The organism is Symmachiella macrocystis (assembly GCF_007860075.1).
GTDB lineage: Bacteria > Planctomycetota > Planctomycetia > Planctomycetales > Planctomycetaceae > Symmachiella > Symmachiella macrocystis.
This window is the reverse complement of record NZ_SJPP01000002.1, coordinates 1033275-1051610: the sequence shown is the minus strand read 5'-3', so window position 1 is coordinate 1051610 and position 18336 is coordinate 1033275. Positions and strand designations below refer to the sequence as shown.

The 18336-nt window shown below is 53.2% G+C and carries 20 protein-coding genes; 2 read left to right on the top strand and 18 right to left on the bottom strand.

Features of this window, described 5'->3' with window-relative positions:
- Positions 1–10: 10 nt before the first annotated feature.
- The 8 genes from CA54_RS22135 to CA54_RS22110 form a co-directional block, all read right to left on the bottom strand.
- Complete coding sequence (locus CA54_RS22135; RefSeq protein ID WP_146373138.1) at positions 11–709, bottom strand: PEP-CTERM sorting domain-containing protein; 699 nt, start codon at positions 707–709, stop codon at positions 11–13.
- Between the two features lie 264 nt (positions 710–973).
- The gene (locus CA54_RS22130; RefSeq protein ID WP_146373137.1) at positions 974–1705 is read right to left on the bottom strand and encodes a calcium-binding protein; all 732 of its coding nucleotides are present in this window, start codon (positions 1703–1705) and stop codon (positions 974–976) included.
- Between the two features lie 514 nt (positions 1706–2219).
- Entirely contained in the window at positions 2220–2717 is a 498-nt protein-coding gene (locus CA54_RS22125; RefSeq protein WP_146373136.1) for a hypothetical protein, read from the bottom strand.
- Positions 2718–3155: 438 nt separating this feature from the next.
- Complete coding sequence (locus tag CA54_RS22120) at positions 3156–3965, bottom strand: PEP-CTERM sorting domain-containing protein (protein WP_146373135.1); 810 nt, start codon at positions 3963–3965, stop codon at positions 3156–3158.
- Between the two features lie 340 nt (positions 3966–4305).
- Positions 4306–5220: a PEP-CTERM sorting domain-containing protein gene (locus CA54_RS22115; RefSeq protein WP_146373134.1), complete on the bottom strand. Its 915-nt coding sequence runs from the start codon at positions 5218–5220 to the stop codon at positions 4306–4308.
- Between the two features lie 156 nt (positions 5221–5376).
- Positions 5377–5541: a hypothetical protein gene (locus CA54_RS29580; RefSeq protein ID WP_197532717.1), complete on the bottom strand. Its 165-nt coding sequence runs from the start codon at positions 5539–5541 to the stop codon at positions 5377–5379.
- Positions 5542–5553: 12 nt separating this feature from the next.
- Entirely contained in the window at positions 5554–5691 is a 138-nt protein-coding gene (locus tag CA54_RS29575) for a hypothetical protein (protein ID WP_197532716.1), read from the bottom strand.
- A gap of 33 nt (positions 5692–5724) precedes the next feature.
- Positions 5725–7209, bottom strand: coding sequence for an AAA family ATPase (locus tag CA54_RS22110; RefSeq protein ID WP_197532715.1), 1485 nt, complete (start codon positions 7207–7209; stop codon positions 5725–5727).
- A 619-nt stretch (positions 7210–7828) separates the two neighbouring features.
- On the opposite strand from CA54_RS22110, the gene gntH reads away from it, so the two are divergent.
- Positions 7829–9094: a guanitoxin biosynthesis MBL fold metallo-hydrolase GntH gene (gene gntH, locus CA54_RS22105; protein WP_146373132.1), complete on the top strand. Its 1266-nt coding sequence runs from the start codon at positions 7829–7831 to the stop codon at positions 9092–9094.
- Between the two features lie 479 nt (positions 9095–9573).
- Complete coding sequence (locus CA54_RS22100) at positions 9574–9852, top strand: hypothetical protein (protein ID WP_146373131.1); 279 nt, start codon at positions 9574–9576, stop codon at positions 9850–9852.
- A 77-nt stretch (positions 9853–9929) separates the two neighbouring features.
- Here CA54_RS22100 and CA54_RS29570 read toward each other — a convergent pair whose 3' ends face one another.
- The 10 genes from CA54_RS29570 to CA54_RS22060 form a co-directional block, all read right to left on the bottom strand.
- Positions 9930–10397, bottom strand: a complete 468-nt coding sequence (locus CA54_RS29570) for a PEP-CTERM sorting domain-containing protein (protein WP_197532714.1) — start codon at positions 10395–10397, stop codon at positions 9930–9932.
- Positions 10398–10423: 26 nt separating this feature from the next.
- A complete protein-coding gene (locus tag CA54_RS29565; protein ID WP_197532713.1) occupies positions 10424–10639 on the bottom strand; it encodes a hypothetical protein in 216 nt (71 codons plus the stop codon).
- 77 nt (positions 10640–10716) lie between these two features.
- A complete protein-coding gene (locus tag CA54_RS29560) occupies positions 10717–11379 on the bottom strand; it encodes a hypothetical protein (RefSeq protein ID WP_197532712.1) in 663 nt (220 codons plus the stop codon).
- A gap of 610 nt (positions 11380–11989) precedes the next feature.
- Positions 11990–12595 (bottom strand): PEP-CTERM sorting domain-containing protein, encoded by a 606-nt coding sequence (locus CA54_RS22090; RefSeq protein WP_146373129.1) that lies wholly within the window; start codon positions 12593–12595, stop codon positions 11990–11992.
- 54 nt (positions 12596–12649) lie between these two features.
- Positions 12650–14659, bottom strand: a complete 2010-nt coding sequence (locus CA54_RS22085; RefSeq protein WP_197532711.1) for a PEP-CTERM sorting domain-containing protein — start codon at positions 14657–14659, stop codon at positions 12650–12652.
- Positions 14660–15057: 398 nt separating this feature from the next.
- The gene (locus CA54_RS22080) at positions 15058–15258 is read right to left on the bottom strand and encodes a PEP-CTERM sorting domain-containing protein (RefSeq protein ID WP_197532710.1); all 201 of its coding nucleotides are present in this window, start codon (positions 15256–15258) and stop codon (positions 15058–15060) included.
- Positions 15259–15395: 137 nt separating this feature from the next.
- The gene (locus CA54_RS22075; RefSeq protein ID WP_146373126.1) at positions 15396–15740 is read right to left on the bottom strand and encodes a DUF6122 family protein; all 345 of its coding nucleotides are present in this window, start codon (positions 15738–15740) and stop codon (positions 15396–15398) included.
- Between the two features lie 380 nt (positions 15741–16120).
- The gene (locus CA54_RS22070) at positions 16121–16723 is read right to left on the bottom strand and encodes a hypothetical protein (protein WP_146373125.1); all 603 of its coding nucleotides are present in this window, start codon (positions 16721–16723) and stop codon (positions 16121–16123) included.
- Between the two features lie 211 nt (positions 16724–16934).
- Complete coding sequence (locus tag CA54_RS22065) at positions 16935–17597, bottom strand: PEP-CTERM sorting domain-containing protein (protein ID WP_146373124.1); 663 nt, start codon at positions 17595–17597, stop codon at positions 16935–16937.
- Between the two features lie 344 nt (positions 17598–17941).
- On the bottom strand, positions 17942–18295 hold the full coding sequence (locus CA54_RS22060) for a cupin domain-containing protein (protein WP_146373123.1): 354 nt from the start codon (positions 18293–18295) through the stop codon (positions 17942–17944).
- Positions 18296–18336 lie beyond the last annotated feature (41 nt).

The window sequence follows — 18336 nt, the reverse complement described above, 5'->3', positions numbered from 1 at the left end:
CTATCAAAACTTAGGCCGTCTGTTGCCGTTTGCGCCGTACTCCGTATCCGACCAAGGCCAAGCCACCCATGCCGAGTAGGGCGAAGGTGCTCGGTTCGGGGACGACGGCATTGTTGACATCATCAATCTCCGCAGAGATTCCACCGATGCCGAAATTCGCGCCGATATTGAGTTGCGAAAAGCTAGAGCTGGAAAGACTACCAGCGAGGAAATCTGAAATGGAATCGAAACTGCCCAGAAAGACCTCGCTGCCTCCCTGTGCGTTTGTATCCCGCTCCAAAACCATATGGTAACTGCTCCCGTCGTAAGCGAATCCACCGATGCTAAAATTGACACCGAGATTGAGTTGCGAAAAGCTAGAGCTGGAGAGACTACCAGCGAGGAAATCTGAAATGGAATCGAAACTGCCCAGAAAGACCTCGCTGCCTCCCTGTGCGTTTGTATCCCGCTCCAAAATCATATGGTAACTGCTCCCGTCGTAAGCGAATCCACCGATGCTAAAATTGACACCGAGATTGAGTTGCGAAAAGCTAGAGCTGGAGAGACTACCAGCGAGGAAGTCTGCAATGGAATCGAAACTGCCCAGAAAGACCTCGCTGCCTCCCTGTGCGTTTGTATCCCGCTCCAAAATCATATGGACCATTCCAGCATCTGCGCTCAACGGCACGACCCAAATCACAAAAGCAACGCAAAGGGTATTCAGCTTCATTGGTTTGCCCACTTTCCATACTGTTACGAAAATATTGTTAAGTCTGCCCCAACTAAAGTTGTCTAACCGAATCTATCTCGTTCCATCCTGAATCGTTGAAACCCCTAAATCAAGAAAAATCCCTCCAATTCGTACAATTCTCCCAGTTCGACATGTGAACAAGATTGTCGGGAAATGCACTGCGGTGTGCACAGCGCACAAAAAACCGCCGACGCATTTACGCCGGCGGTTTCCACAAACCGTTCTATGTCCAAAGGCCTTGGCTTAGAAGAACCAACCTCCTCTTTTCGATTCCACGCTATCGGTATATTCGAAGAACCAGTCGTGGGCGCGATCGTAGCCGCTACCGCCACGGAAGGAGTCGGTTCCGGTTCCGCCCCACATGTCATCGTTCCCGGCTTGACCGTACAGATTGTCGTTGCCAGCTTCGCCGAACATGTCGTCGTTCCCGTAGCCGCCGTACATTTGATCGTTGCCGCTTCCACCTTTCATGATGTCGTTGCCATCCTGGCCGAACATGGCGTCTCTGTCGCTACCACCATTCATTGTGTCCGCGCCGTTACCGCCATAGAGCACATCATTTCCGGCCTCACCGAAGACGGTATCGTTGCCGTCTCGACCATACAGCCGGTCATTATCTTCACCGCCAAACAGGAAGTCCTTGTTCGACCCGCCGATCAGAACGTCGTTACCAGCTTGTCCGTAGGCAATCGAAGAGATGTCCGTGTTGTTGACGAAATAGTCATCTCCGTTGGCGCCCACAAATTTAATTTGATTGACCTGTGACGGGTCAAACGTTTTCGTGATTTGCCCAGCTCCATTGACGGTCATGGTGACCTGGATTTGACCAAATTGCTGCTCTTGCACCTGGACCACGTCGTCAAAATTGGACCCTTCGATTTCAATCACTCCACCGTTGAGTTCAATCGACGCCGCCATCAATCGGCGATCTTCCAGGGACTCAATGTCCATCTTGCGTACTTGGGGGATCGTCATCTGTCTTTACCTTTCAGTTCGTTCAAAAAGAGTATTAAAAAGTACCGTGTAAGCCACGGGTGATAGTCTGCTTAGCGACGAGAATCCCCATTTGTTACATATCTAGGTAAGAATATCTGGAATACCTCAGGCTACTCGTGAAATCGTGAGTCCCCGATTGCCGTTGTTTCAAACCGAGCCTGCGACTTACGAAGGATTGGTCGAACGCATAGCGTGATTCGCGAAAAGCAGCAGAGGAAGAGGCCGCTCTATTGGGCAATGCCCAATCAGCCTAAAAACGAGCCACGAAATCGCAGAATTCTTCGGAATCATCCGCAAGCACAGGCGCGGGAGCAGAGCTGCCCCGTTGAGATGTCTCCCAACACTCGTATTCCAACACAGAGTTACAGCGCACAAAAAACCGCCGACGGTTGGGCGTTGAAATCGCTATCGGATTCCCGTCGCTTGTTCGCGAAACTTGCAGAGCAGTTTCAGGCGGAGGCGTCAGAGGCTTTGGCAACGACTCGTCGGGAACTCACTCGTGGTCCAGGGATTCCACGATTCCCAGGAACTTTCCGCCACTCGTCAGAAACTTTCCGCAACCAGGAAAGGGCTGTTCCCATCCCGCGGCCGTCCAGCAAATTTCTAACAGCAATGAAATGTTCTCTTCCGTTTCCGGAGTGTAGGTGAGCACGACGTATGACGTTTGCAGCGGCTCGGAGTGGAGAAAACTGACCCCCCGTAATGTCACGTCCTGCGAGTAGACTTGGATTTCGCCCAGCGGGCAATCGACGTATTCAATCTCGCCTTGCTCGAAATTCACCGGCAGCACTTCGATGGGCCAACACAGCGGATAGCGATCCCGAGCACGACGTTCATCCTGTCGCAGTTGGTCGTTCGGGGCACGCCGTTTGAAGAGAGACAGTTCGGCGAACCGGTCGTCATGACGAATACGTTTGAGCAAACGTTGGATCGCGGGCACATCCTGCCGCAGGACCTGTTTGACGCCATAGCTGAGCGTTGAATGTACCATCGCCTTGCTTCTCGCAACTTGATTAGGATGGAAGGATGAACCGCGGATGGGAACCATCGCCGCCGCAAGATCGACCTCACCGCACTAGCCCCGGCAGCGTGACCGGCGTGTTGTCGAAAGCCCGGTTCAGTCCATCTTGAACAACCATTACAAACGTAGTCCACAGATTTCCACATGTCAAATTCGCTCAACCCGCAGGGATTCCCTGGGACATTGCACTGATTTCAAAACCGGGTGAAATCTGTTCCAAAGGCTTACGATTTCGTGTCCACAGGCTACGTCTGAGAGACGCATCAGACGGTTTGGAAAGGTTTAGTAGGAACAATCCCTTAGCCTGCAAAAATTTCCAGAGATGATTAAAAAAGACAACAGCGCAACAAAAAAACCGCCGACGCATTCACGCCAACGGTTGGAAGTTCTATTGAACTCTTCAAAGCTTCAAGCAGCTTGTTGCCGTTTGCGACGGACACCGTATCCGACCAGGGCCAAACCACCCATGCCGAGCAGGGCGAAGGTACTCGGTTCGGGGACGGGATTGACGACAGACGCCGTTATATAAGTCAGGCCGTCGTAGGCGCCCAGTCCGCTCAGCTGTGTTGTGCGGGCATAACCATTGTTTGGATCATACGTGTAAAGATTACCACTCCAGTCAATCGCCCAAAACAGATCATTCTCCGGGTCATAGGCCATACCATTGTTGTTGGTGAACGCACCATCAAACAGCAGGGTGGCAGCTCCCGTCGAGCGATTCAGCTCATAAAGATCCCCCGGTCCAGCCTCATTACCGACGAGCCGATCGTTCTTCGAGTCGTAGCTCAATCCATCCGCGCCCACGCCGGGATCACCCACCAGCGAAGCAGCTCCCGTCGCAATGTTCATGGTGTACAAGCCACTTGGGGATTCCCCGCTTCCGTACAGGACATTATTTGTTGAATCAAATGCCAGTCCAAAGAGGTCTGTAATACCGTGGGAGCCGATCAGGCTGGCGGCGCCGGTATTCTGATCGACGGTATAGAGGCTCTCCGCGCCCCGCCCGTCAATCATGTAGAGCGTGTCGCTATTTGGGTCATAAGCAAGTCCCCCAAAATCATAAGTCACTCCCAATGCACCGATGTCGGTGAAGGCCAAAGTATTTGTGTCGATGCTGACTAGTACATCGCCAGTCTCCCGAACCGCATAAAGCGTTCCCGCTTGGGCAGATGCGACAAAGCCTAGACTGATCAAACCGGCAAGAAAAAGATGTTTCATGAAACGACTCTTGGCTACGAATGGGATGTTGGAAATGTATTGGTTGCTTAGTACAAGTCACCATTCTGCCTCCTCACAATTTGGATATCAAGCAAAATCGTCGTAATTCTCATAATCCCCCCAAACTGATGGGCGGGACGGCAGCGGCTGCCACGATTCAATCCGCCCCTTCGGCCAATTCGCGGCGCTCGATTCCGTCAGACGTTGCCTGCGCCATTCGATGATCCGCTGCGCGCGCACCCGTTCCGCCGGGGGGAGCCAATCGGCGATCGTAGCGCACAAAAAAACCGCCGACGCATTCACGCCAACGGTTGGAAGATTCAATTGTGCCAATCAAAACTCAAGCAGCCTGTTGCCGTTTGCGCCGCCAGCCGTAGCCGACTAAGGCCAAGCCGCCAATGCCGAGCAGGGCAAAGGTGCTGGGTTCGGGGACGACGGCCATATTGCTGAAAATCTCATAACCTCGCCACGCTTCGATTTGTCCGTCGTACACAAACAGTTGTCCGTTCGTGTATCCAGTATTGTAAGCGTTCGGAATGGAACCAGCAAATCCCGTCAGTTGAGACGCTCCCAGGAAATTTCCACTCAAATCGAAAACCAACGCTTGGGCGTTCAAATAATCGATCGCGATCAAGGCATTTTGGGTTTCGTCAAAACCCAGGGTGTAACTTTGTAATAAGGGCGAGCCGGCGGCAGCCAAGTCAAGATTGATCGTCCCGCTCAAAGTCCCGTCCACGCGGCTGACAACGTTCACTGTTCCGCCATTGTCGCGCGAATAAAACTGGTTTTGGGCAGCGTCGTAGGCCGGCATTGTCTGCACGCCATTTAACCCCGGCAGCGACGCTAACGTATTGGTATGCGAACCGGTGAGCAGGCCCGCTCCATCAAGCCCCACTGTCAGCAGGCCTCGATCCCCGCCACCATTTCCAGATTGGGCATTGTAGGTGATCAATTCCAGTGCATTGGTATTTGAATTGTAGTTGAATGCACGAATGTCAGCGTTATTCGGCTGAATCACTTGAATCGGAGCACCACCCGCCGCGCTCCAGACGAAAGCAGTAAAATCAGGACTCCCGCCGATTCCGCCATAGTATTGATTAAAGCCTGCATGATAAGCAATATTCATGTGGGTGCTGCCCGATATCGGCGGCGCCTGAAACAAATTGAACGTCGGGTTCGCCCCCGTCAAAATCCCTGCCTGAGCAGACGAAGCCAAACCCAGACTGACCAAACCGGCAAGTAGAATGTGTTTCATAGTGAAGAATCTTTGAATCGAATGTGATGCTGGAAATGAGCCGCTTGCCTAGTTCAAGTCACCATTGTGCCTCGTCACAATTTGGATATCAAGCAAAATCGTCGTAATTCTCATAATCCCCCCAAACTGGGGCGGGACGGCTGCGGCTGCCACGATTCAATCCGCCCCTTCGGCCAATTCGCGGCGCTCGATTTCCGCCAGACGTTGCCAGTGCCATTCGATGATCCGCTGCGCGCGAACCCGTTCCGCCGGGGGAAGCCAATCGGCGATCTCTCGACACAATTCCCACGGGCAAATCAGTTGTTGGCGATCCGTCAGCATGGTCTGTTCTCCTTACGCGTTGACAACAAGTTGGTGGCTGCCTTGGTCGTCTTGGCTATCTTGAGTATTCATCCGTTGAACATGACAAAATACGGGGTGTAGGTAGCCCGCCAAGAAAGCCAAGAACGCCAAGGCAGCCAAGGTATTCATGAAGTTGGCTCTGGCCTGACGCATAGTCCGAATTCAAAAACTTCGCAGCTCCTCAAGTGTCCACATCCAGGCTTGTTCCTCACCCGCTCCGAACTTGTATTTTTGAACCTGCAAATCGCTCGACGCGCGTTCGATGGTCCTCCAGGAAATGTTCACCCCCGCGGCCCGCTCGCGCAACGTGACGACCGAGACGGGGTGCTGGGCCAGTTGTTCGGTCAGCCATTCCTTGGCCCGCGACCGTTGCGACTTTTTCGCCGGGGCCGGTTTGCGTTCGGCCAGTAATTGATCGCTATCGACCTCCACCGGGTCCGGTTCCCAGGCGGGCAGTCCCGGTTCGACGATTTCGAACGCCAAAGCCGGTTGCGGGGGACCGAGGTTGTTTTTGACTTGTGAAAAGAGGATCCGTTGCTTTTGTTCCGGGTCGCGAAATAGACCCCACGAGACCCGCGCCAAGGCCACAAACGCCAGCGAACCCATTCCCCGATAAATCGCCTGTGTTGTGGCGGTGTTTTTATTGAAGTGCGCCAACAGCAACACGGCAATGTTCTGCCGTTTGGCCAAGCGGGCCAGGGGGGTATAAACGGCGCGGACTTCGTCGTTGCGGTTTTGATTGGCGTTGCCCATAAAGTCGGCTGCCGTATCCAAGATCAATAACCCGGCCGCCGGCACCCGCTCGAACAGTTCCTCCAAGTGGCCGATATCGGTCTGCAGATTCAAAAACCGGTCGCGAAACTTGCCGTCGATGAACTCTTCAATCCCGCTGTCCAAAATATGAATCCGCTCACGATCACAGCTGAGCATTTCGAAGCGTCGCGACAGCGTTTCCTCGTTGTCTTCGGCCGACAGAAACACGACATCCCGCGGTTCGCCGCCCGGGGACCCGTCCGGCCAGGACCAACCCATCGCCACCCGTGCGGCAAAGTCGGCGGCGGCAAACGTCTTGCCGATCCCCGGCTCACCGCTAAAGAGTGTCAGGCTGCCCAGAGGAATGCGGCCCGGCCACAGCCAAGCGGTCTCGGTCGGCTCGACGCTCCCCAGCGTTTTGGTTTTCAATCCAGAGGACGCACCGTTGAGACGAAAGGTGGCATAGTCCTCAAAATTCAGCTTGGCGGGGTCCAGCGGCTGCGAACAATCGGTGACTAGGCCCGCTTTGTCGAGGAGTTTGGATTGCAGAGCTCGCCGGGTGCCATACTCGCGAACTAGGCCGGCGTAGTAATCGGTATGCGTATCGTGCGGCACCGCTTCGAGCGCCTCTGCGAGCGTGGAGATGATGTTCAACTCGGAGCACTGCTGTTGGCCCAGTGCCGTTCCAATGGCCAACGGATTGACCGGCTGGCCTTCACCACGGAGTTGGCAAGCGGTGCGATAGATCGCTTCGCAAGTAGAACTGGCAAAATCGCCGCTGCCCACGAGATTACGCACCGTGTCAATCCGCTGCTCATTGAGCAGCAAACAACCAATCAAATGCAACTCAACATCTGCCTGTTGCCCGACCAGCGACTTCGCTCTGCGCTGCATAAGTTCCCCGCTGTCCGCGCAACAAAAAATTCCGCACCACGCCTCACCCATTAACGTTGCAGTTGCGCGCAAAAAAACGCCGACGCTTTCACGCCGACGGTGGGAAGATTCATTTGTGCCAATCAAAACTCGTGTAGCTTGTTGCCGCTTAGGCCGCCAGGCTTAACCAACCTTGGGCCAGGCCGCCGGGTCAAGCCTCGTCTCCCGCGATACCCAGGGGAGACGATTGCCTGATCGTGACCGGATTGCGACGCGACATGCTTACTGTCTTGGCGTGGCGTTGGGGTAGGCAGTGAGGGATACGGGTTGAAATCAATGGCAAACGAGTGTGTGCCGATTCGAGCCCATCGCACGGGAATATGGCACGTTGATCGATGAGATGAGTTTCTCGGACTTCTAACTGTGCCGAATAGCGACGTGATCAGCCGACGCGCGACGTAAAGAAAAAATGGAACGGTCTGCTGGGACCTGCTATCTGGAAGAGCTGTTTTCTCCGGAGGAAAGACAATAGAAAAGTGGATTTTTTCAATTAGCTCGACTGAAATGAATCAATCAATTAGGATGAATCAATCAATTCACTAGGAATAAATCCAGAGAATGAATCCAAGGGACTACGTCAATGTCTAAAGAAACGAAGAAGCAACTCGGGATCTTGAGTATTTTGGCGATTGGATTTTTTCTGGGTTTTATCGTGGCTAACAACAATTGGAAATATGAACCTAAAGCACTTGCGGCGGATGCCAATTCCACCGAAAAGTATTCACCAGTCAAAGCACGTGGCCGTGATTTCTACACACCGAATAGCGAAACCCTGCAACCCAACGAGATGCGTTTACTCGCCTGCGGAACCGGCATGCCTACAGCTCGTCCCAAACAAGCAGCCTCATGCTGGCTGCTCGAATTGGGGAATGGAGACAAGTTTATTTTCGATGTTGGGACCGGATCAGCAGAGCGCATCTCTGCTTTCCAGATTCCCTACAATTATCTTGATAAGGTCTTTCTGAGCCACCTGCATACCGATCATTTTGGTGATCTCGATGCATTGTTTGTCGGCGGGGCTCTGGCCGGCCGTCAGAAACCGTTGCGAGTATGGGGACCGAGTGGCGGCACTCCGGAAAGAGGCACCAAATACGCTGTGGACCACTTACGCAAAGCGCTTACATGGGACTTGGACGGTCGCAAGGGAATCACCGATCCACGGGGATACCATATCGAAGTCAACGAATTTGACTACCGGGGAATGAATAAGATCGTGTATCAGGAAAATGGCGTGACGATCCGCTCGTTCCCGGCCATCCATGCCCTTGATGGTCCCGTGAGCTACAGCTTGGAGTGGAACGGCCTGAAGTTCGTGTTCGGAGGTGATACCTATCCGAACAAGTGGTTTGCGAAGTATGCGAAGGATGCCGACCTAGCAATTCACGAGTGCTTCATCGCAGTGCCGGACATGATTACCAAGTTCAAATTCACGCCACAAAGCGCTCTCGCGGTGGGCACCCAGATTCATACAGCACCTGAAGCGTTCGGCAGCGTAATGTCGCTCATCAAACCGCGAATGGCCGTGGCGTATCACTTTTTCAAGGACTTTGACACGACCGCGTCGATCAATGATCGTATTCGGAAAACCTACAAGGGCCCACTGAGTCTTTCCATGGACTACATGGTATGGAACATCACTCCGGATGAAATTCGTGTACGGATGGCAGTAGTCGACGAAGATGTCTGGCCTCCTCCGGCCACCGAGAAGCCTCAGCTTCCCGATGCAAGCCAGAGAATTCCGTATTCGAAAGAAATTGTGAATGGGAAACTCGATGTACAGGATGTGATTCAGCCGACGTATGACGAAATCAACAAGAAGTATGGACTCAAAGAGAAGCAAGATTGAATGTTGATGCGTCGGCAAACCCAATGACGTTGATTGGTTCCACCGCTGGTGAACTCTGACTGCGATGCTCGAAACCGTTCTGAATTCGTCTCAGAAACCCGCTTGCAGTGACACACGCCGAAAAACCACCGTTTAGGGCACGTGGCCCCATATCCTAACCGCGTTTCGGCTCACATCCCCCGATTTTTCGCCATCGAGGCAAACGTGCTCTATCAGGCAGCCACCTAGACGACGTGGTGGCTGCTTATGGCTGAGAGACGCACAAAAAAACCGCCGACGTTTTCACGCCGACGGTTGGAAGGTCTATAGAGCGATGTCAGCTTCAAGCAACCTGTTGCCGTTTGCGTCGGCAGCCGTAGGCGACCAGGGCGAGGCCGCCGCTCCAGTTTGTCGAGGCGTGCTACCTTGGCCACTTTCGCAAGTTCGTCACCGAGCCCCTGCGGACGGTTCGAATTGAGAATAGAAATGAGATACGCGTCATGCAAAAAACGGCCGGCGAGAACACTGTCTCACCGGCCGTTGTTAAACGCCTCGCTGATTTTGAACTAGCGAGCAAAACCGAACATCGCAGGGCGATCGTTGCGGGATTGATTGCGACCTGCTCGCTGCTGATTGTTGCTGCGGCGGTTGTTCCGATTGTTAGAGTTGACGTTCTTGCGATTGTTGCGGCTGTTGCCCGACCAGCGACTTCGCTCCCCGCTGCATACTTCCCTCGCTGTCCACACCACATGGCTAGCCATATCCAGACCTCACTTTAAACACAGCAGTTGTGCGCAAAAAAACCGCCGACGCACCCGCACCGACGGTTGGAAGATTCAAATTTTCAAATCAAGCCTCACGCAGCCTGATGCCGCCGGCGCCGCCAGCCGTATCCGACTAGGGCGATGCCACCGATGCCCAGGAGGGCGAAGGTGCTCGGTTCGGGGACGGCGGCGGCCGTCGTCAATTTCAGTTGCACGGAATTCGTATTGTTGGATCCGGCAAAAATGCCTTGTTCGTTTCCAGGCACGGACGTGATGCTGCCCCCGATGGCAAAACTGCCTCCTGCAGCTGAGTTGAGATCTGTCAATGCAGCAGCATTCAACAGGATAGACCTCAATTGCAACCTGTCGCTCGACACATACTTTCTGGCACCATAAACCGTACCGCTGCCCAGGTCATCAAAGGTTGCTACAGAATGACTGCCAAGATTCGCAAAGGGAGTCACAACCTGGTGTAACTCATAATCATGATTCGTGCCTAAAACGGCGGCGGAATCCAGGATGAGTTCGGCAGCGATAATCGGCTCCGAAACTCCCGACAAATCGAAGCCCAAATAGTTACGAAATTCTATGGAACCAGAGTGCGATGGCCCAAGACTGGTGGATACTGGTCGGACGGGATATGCGGCATGGCGTTCACCGGCACAAAACCGCCCTTGCCGGTCATCCCCTCGTAGAACCGCGCCAGCATGTCGAGACCTGCCGCCTTGGCCACCTTCGCAAGATAGTCGCCAAGCCCCTTGCGCACGTTGCGTATCGAGAATCGAATTGAGAGACGCTTCAAAAAAAACGGCCGGCGAGAAACAGTGTCTCGCCGGCCGCGTCAAATTGTCCTGTTGCCAATCTACAGTTGATTCGGAATTAACGGGAAGATCCGAACATTGCGGGACGACCGTTGCGGGTTTGATTTCGCCCGGTACGTTTCCGATTTTTGTTGCTGTTGTTGTTGCGATTGTTGTTACGATTGCGGTTGTTGTTGCGGCTATTGGCATCGAAAATCACGGTTTTGCGATCATCGATGGTCGTGCCACCGGGACGACGGTTGTTTCCAGGGCGACCGTTGTACTTAGGTCGTCGGCTGTTGTTGGGACGACGTTTGTTTCCCCCCACGCTGAAAACCACGGTATCTTGATCATCGATGGTTGCTCCGCCACCCGGCCGCCCGCCTCCGGGGCGAGGATTCGAATAGTGACGGACGCGTTGGCGGGTCAATTTACCGTGCGGACGACCGTTGCTGGTCCAGGTCCAACCAAATTCGCGAACCAACTGACCGTTGTTGTCACGGAAGTAGCGATCGATGTAACGTTTTGAACCGGGATCGACGTACATCCGACCGGGGTCGAAGGCACTCTCACGCACGCTGACGCGTTCGCGTTTGACGTAGGTGTGATCGTTGAACGGATCGTAGTAGACATCGGTCTGGCTGCCGCCGCCGACGATGGGGTTCTGAGCTTTCGCTTCGACCGCCATGTTGCCAATTCCACCCAAGACCGCCACTGTTAAAAAGATTTGAAAAGCCTTCATCGTTGTTCCCCTTGTGTGTTTCGTGTGTTTCCCGCCACCGTTTCGTGCCCGTGACCACCACGACCCGCTGTTGATTGGCGACCTTTTGTGATGCTTGCCTACCCGATCGTTTCGACTGCCGGATATGCAAGTAACACAAAGCAACGGGTGTGCCAAAGTAACAAAAGGGTAGTCAACAACTTGTAAAGCCAATCTAAGAAAGCACTTAACAAGCCTCCGTCGCAGCGGACTCAAACCACATGCGAGTATCTTATTGACTCGCGTGTAGTCGTTTATTGGGCGCCAAGATGGTGTCGGTGTCATCCTATGGATAATGATTGAAAATGCGAGTTCACAAGGGGGATACCCAAAACGTCAAAATGCCGGGCACTAATTCTGGAGAATTGTTGTGGATTTCTGAAAATAACCGTCTATGCCGCTCTTTTGGCCGTTTTCGTGGACGTTGGGGGGGAAAGCGGAAGCCTAACGGGACGTGGGAACTGTGAAGAGTCACCGTCGTCACCGTCACTGCCCCAGCCCACGCTTCACCTGATTAGCCCCCATTTGCGCGCAAAAAAACCGCCGACGTTTTCACGCCGACGGTTGGAAGTTCTATTGAGCGATGTCAGCTTCAAGCAGCTTGTTGCCTTTTACGCCACCAGCCGTAGGCGAGCAGTGACACGCAGGTAATGCCGAGAAGTCCGGCGTAGGTGGATGGTTCGGGGACCACTGCAATGGGTTCGTTAAAAATTATGTTATCGATACCGATGTTGTTCAGGTCTGGTCCCACCTGTAGCCGGATTCCGTGATTGCTCGATAGGTTGACGGAGAAAGTTGAATGACTGTTCGTCGAATAGGGGACTTGAAGATTTGTTACCGAAAGAATCGGATTGTTCAGGTCTGATAAATCGTAAATGTGATACTGAGTATTGCCGCCATTACCAAGCGAGTTGCCAAGATCGAATTGATTCAGTGTGACTAGAGCATTGTTGATTGATCTGAGATCGATGATGAGAGAACTGCCACTGTCGGTATATGCAACGTTTGTAAGATCGTTGTAGCCGGTGGGCCAAGGGAACACATGGGATCGAAACTCAATATCCACTTCTGCAGTGTCAAAATCTGTTTGCCAGGTGTTGGATGGGAGATCAAAGGTGATTATTTCAGCCTCTATCCGTCCTTCAGAAGACAGCAGCACCACCACGCTAGCCACAGCCGATATGATCGCTCGCTTCATGTCGAACCCTTGTGTTGTAGTCCTTGGTGCTGACGAAGTGTGATAGCTCTTAAATCACGCAGCCTGTTGCCGTTTGCGCCGCCAGCCATAGGCGAGCAGTGACACGCAAGTGATGCCGATGAGTCCGGCGTACGTGGATGGTTCGGGGACTCCTGTGGCGGGGGCGGTTGAATGGACCGTGAGGAACACCGAATAGTCATCGGCATTCAAGCTCCAGTAGGCGCCATTCCACAGTTGAGCCTGTGAGTCATTGAGATTCAAAAACTCGAAACCGGTTAGGTTGCCACCGAATCGCAGGATGTCGAAACGATCATCTACCGAAAGTTCGCCGACGCTGAATCCATCAACAAAGGATAGGTTGACGAATGTATTGCCGAAGATACTGATGTCCCCAGTGATATCGACCCAATCGTATTGCGTTGAACTTTTATCGCCGTCGCCGTCTGATAGACCACCCAGTTCAATCTCAAACACACCGTCGTACTTCATATAGTTACCGTCAATAGAGTAGACGCCCGGTGAATTGCCTGGAGCCAACGTCCCTGAGTCGGAAAGGTCACCCAAATGTGTCCCCGCCCCGCCGAGAACACCATAGTTCTCAAAGTTGCTGTAGGTTATCAACGTACCATCGTTAATCAGCGTGCCGTTGTTGTCGAAGTAATCGTGGTTGGTAATGTTCCCAGAGTTCGTTAGCGTGCCGTCATTTCTGACGAAGCCTTCGTTGTAGAGTTCCCCGTCATTGTTGAGTTCTCCAAAGTTTTCGAGCTCGAAGAAGTTGTGAATAGATCCGTCAGAGGAGTTCGTCAGCGTGCCTCCATTTCTGAGGGTGTCGTTGTTGTAGAGTTCGCCCCCATTGTTGAGATCCTGGGAGTTCTCGAGTTCTCCACCGTTATCAATCTGCCCAGAGTTCGTTAGCGTGCCGTCATTTCTGACGCTGCCGTAGTTGTAGAGATCCCCGTCATTGTTGAGATCCTGGGAGTTCTCGAGATCTCCACCATTTTCAATCTGCCCAGAGTTCGTCAGCGTGCCGTCATTTCTGACGCTGCTGTCATTTCTGAGGGTGCCGTTATTATTGAGTTCCCCGTCATTGTTGAGATCCTGGGAATTCTCGAGATCCCCACCATTTTCAATCTGCCCAGTGTTTGTCAGCGTGCCGTAGTTTCTGACTGTACCATCATTATTGAGATTTCCGCCATTATCGAGGTCTCCTTGGTTTTCAAGTTCCCCGAAGTTGTGAATGTTCTCGGAGTTCGTCAGCGTGCCGTCATTTCTGAGGGTGCCGTTATTATTGAGTTCCCCGCCATTATCAAGGTCTCCTTGGTTCTCGAGTTCTCCACCGTTATCAATCTGCCCAGAGTTCGTTAGCGTGCCGTCATTTCTGACGCTGCCGTAGTTGTAGAGATCCCCGTCATTGTTGAGATCCTGGGAGTTCTCGAGTTCTCCACCGTTATCAATCTGCCCAGAGTTCGTTAGTGTGCCGTCATTTCTGACGCTGCCATAGTTGTAGAGATCCCCGTCATTGTTGAGATCCTGGGAGTTCTCGAGATCTCCACCGTTTTCAATCTGCCCAGAGTTCGTCAGCGTGTCGTCATTTCTGAGCGTACCGTCATTTCTGAGGGTGCCGTTATTATTGAGTTCCCCGTCATTGTTGAGATCCAGGGAGTTCTCGAGATCTCCACCATTTTCAACCTGCCCAGAGTTTGTCAGCGTGCCGTAGTTTCTGACTGTACCATCATTATTGAGATTTCCGCCATTATCGAGGTCTCCTTGGTTTTCAAGTTCCCCGAAGTTGTGAATGTTCTCGGAGTTCGTTAGCGTGCCGTCATTTCTGACGCTGCCGTAGTTGTAGAGATCCCCGTCATTGTAGAGATCCTGGGAATTCTCGAGATCTCCACCATTTTCAATCTGCCCAGAGTTTGTCAGCGTGCCATAGTTTCTGACTGTACCGCTGTTATCGAAGAGACCACTGTTGCCGATGTCGCCATCGTTGCTGAGTTCCCCCAAATTTGACAGCGTGCCGCCGACTTGAATCTCAATCTCGCCATAGTTGTAGAACGGATACAACGAATTGTGATCCATCCCAGAAACATAAATCGTATTCCCAGCTAGGTTGGGATCGGGCAGAATTTGACCGGCGTTTGCAATTTGGATTGCCCCAGCGAGAAGCATCGTCAAGCATGTGGCTAAGGCTCGAATTGTTCGCTTCAAAACACCATCTCCACGATATCTATATTGGATCAAATTCAACCGGATAATGGCGAGCTACCGCAGTGTCGCCCATCAACGTTCAAGTCGTCAACAAGAATACGAGCCATCTGCGGATACCCACATAGATTTGCGCTAATGCGCAAGATGGTTATTTGCCAGTAAAAGCGGGATCGGGATGTGGGTTTCCACAGCGCACAAAAAAACGCCGACGCACTCTCGCCAACGGTTGGAAGTTCTATCGAGCAATACAAGCCTCAAGCCGCTTGTCGCTGTTTACGACGGACACCGTATCCGACCAAGGCTAAACCACTCATGCCGAGCAGGGCGAATGTGCTCGCTTCAGGGACGCTGGCCAAATTCGTTTCGACCGTGATCGAATGAAAATTGACCCCTGAACCGTCATGGTTCGTTGTCGTCAGTGCAATCGCCTGATTGCCCAACCACGTATCACTCACGTTTGAGAACGCGTAGGTCGTTTGGCTGCTAACATCGTTTCCAAGTGATTGGATGCCAACTTGCGTGATGCACTACGACCTGGCCAGCAGGTTACTCAACCAGACGTTCGCGTTGATGTGGAATTCCCCACGCTGCGCTAAATTAGGCAGTCGATCCCGTCCAGCGCCATGTGAATCAGCAGTCCTAGTCCCACGAGATGCACCAAGTCGGCTGCGCGTCGCCAACCCAAAGAGCGTTCCTTGCCGCCCAGCATGAGCGGAAGTGCAAACATCATGGCATAGACCGCAATCGCGGGTATTGAGTGCAGCGGGTGGAAGCCAATGGAGCAGCGCTCGGGATCGTAGATGGGATCGGCAAGCAAGTGATCCAGGTCGACGAGCATTGTCGCTATCAGAATCAGCAGAACGTATCGCCAGCGGCTGCGATAGAAGGTGAGCGCCACGATTAAGGGCACAGCGAAATGTGAGGCCAAGTGCAACATGACAGCAAATTACAACCTTCGAGTCAGTCCATCAAGCTGAGGAGCGCGTCCGGACCAACGTGATTGCGAAAGAAGGGGTGTGTCGACTTCAGCAGCGAACAGAATCACATTTTATGGGGCGACTAGGGCAGCCGCACGGGACGCTTGATGGAGTTGTGTACCACTCGCTGGCCCCGACGTGGTCGTAAAAGAGCCCAATGGTTTACGTCGTAGCCAACAAAAAAAAGCCGACGCTTTCGCGCCGACGGTTGTCCTACCCCCAGGATCAATGTTGTCAATCACGCCCCCTGTTGCCGTTTGTGTCGCCAGCCGTAGGCAACTTGAAGCTGCGTGGGTGCTGCCGGAGAATGACACGGCTATCTCACGAGCCGTCCTGACCGTTACAGTTCATCTTCTTGTGCTGTGGTGGAGCTCAGGAAATGCACATCATCAGCCATCCCCACAATTAGGCGAATGAGACTGCCGATTGCCACGAGCACCAAGCCGATACAAAAACCGGCAACGCCACACGTCATTGTATAGGCCAACGTGCTCATGCTGAAGAAGGCCACTCCCATTGCGGATTCGGTGCTGAGAGTCCCGAATACGCCGGAAACAGACATCGCCAATCCGACTAACGTCATGATCCACACGACAACGCCGGTCACTCGAAACGCTCCCGCAATCACGGCCAAACCGTGATGATTCGGCGGACTGATCGCCCGACGTCTCCGCTTGGATGAGAAAGGCTCGGCAACAGGTTCGACGCTGGATGATGAGAGCCGTTCTGCGTCTTGCTGTGGGGGGAGTGGGTTGTCCACATTCAGGTACAAATCGGAGGGATCAGTCGAGGACACGAGGATATCCTCGTCCGGGTCGATCTGCCGAATTCGAATCGGCTTACCACATTTTGGACAGTTGAACCGTTCCGCAGCGATCTCCGGGTTGATATTCAACAAAACGGTACACATCGGACAACGTAGCGAGACAGTTGATACATTCATGGTCGTCTCCTCAGTCTGTAGCCCCAACCCTTCCACGCTACAGTTCCCCACTTCGAATTTCAAGAGAATTCTCGCAAGTGCGGCGAGGAACACAACCAGAATTCCCGCCGACCCAGACTGAAATGGGCTGACCGGTAGGTGCCCAGCGCAACAAAAAAACCGCCGACGTTTTCACGTCGACGGTTGGAAGTTCAATTGAGCGATTCAAGCCTCAAACAGCTTGTTGCCGTTTGCGACGGATGCCATAACCGACCAAAGCCAAGCCACCGATGCCGAGTAGGGCGAACGTGCTGGGTTCGGGGACGACTCCGACGGCGTCATCGGTCAAATAGAATGCATGTTCTTGGCCATTATTCGACCAGTTGTCGAATGTGCCCCCTTCTGATTCGTTGCCGTTTATGCCAAATCCACCCGAAGTGGTCTCCCAATAGATTTCGTCGCGGTCGAAATTGGCTGAGAGGTGCAATCCGATCCAATACGTGACGCCACCCGTTAACGCAAGGGGATTCTGCAGGTCGACCCAATAGGCGTATTCCGTCAAGCCAACCGCGGTATTTCCCGTAGCGGTTTTCTGAACGTTTTGTCCGGCTCCCGTTGCAAACGGGGCGGCCGCCGGCGTGCCACCGGCGTCGTTGAAGAGATAATAGTCGAGCGTGCCGTCCCAGGTCCCGCCCTCAAGGGTCCAGAAATGAAGGTCGGTTAATGTCGTGTCCTGGGCGAGCACGAAATCTTCGGCCTGTATCCATGCTGTCATCTCGTTGCCGGTTGATTGATCAGGCGCGCCGTTGTCGAAGACGACCCCCGCCTGCACCGCTCCCCCCATAACAGCCAGCAACAGTGTAGACGCTAGTGAGAGCAAAGCCATTCGCTTCATGATGTTTCCCCCCCTCGGGAATTTCAAAGGATGTTGATCCTACTTTATAGGCTGGCACAGGCGTTGAAATCCCCATAACCGTTCCAGTTGTTCCAGAGTACCGTTGTCTAACGACAATTCAAGCAATAAATAAAAAAACAGTGACTAAGGGTATACCCGTGTATAGCTAGGCCGTGGAACTGAAGAAAAGTGTTGTAACTTCTCGATTAGAGCGCAGTCCCACTTTAGGCAGCACATTTTTGCTGCGCACGTTTGGCATGAGCGAAAACCGAGTCGCAGGGGGCGTGAATTTTACTAGAGGGAACACGGCTTGTGACTGCGCGAGCTGTGCGTAACGGCGCTATTCACACCTGCGGAATGTACTTGTTGAACAACTCCGCATAGTCCTCACGGACCGGGCTGAAGACGTCTAGTACCACGGCGGGGCCGTTCACCGCGACGGCTTTGTGCGGTGTGTTGGGCGGGATGATGAACAGCGAGCCCGCTTCGCAAATGCGCGTCTCGTCGCCGATCGTCAACTCGACCTGCCCCTTGAGCAGGATGCCCCCTTGCTCGTGCGGATGGTCGTGCAGCGGGACGACGGCGCCTTCGTCCATTTCCAGATACGAGAGCATCAGGTTTTCGCCATAAGGAGTCCGCATTCGGCAACCGGGGACCGGTTCGATGGCTTGGATCGTGCTGATATCAATAAACGGCATGGTATCCCTTTCCGGCGTGGTGTCGCGTTCATTTTAGGTCA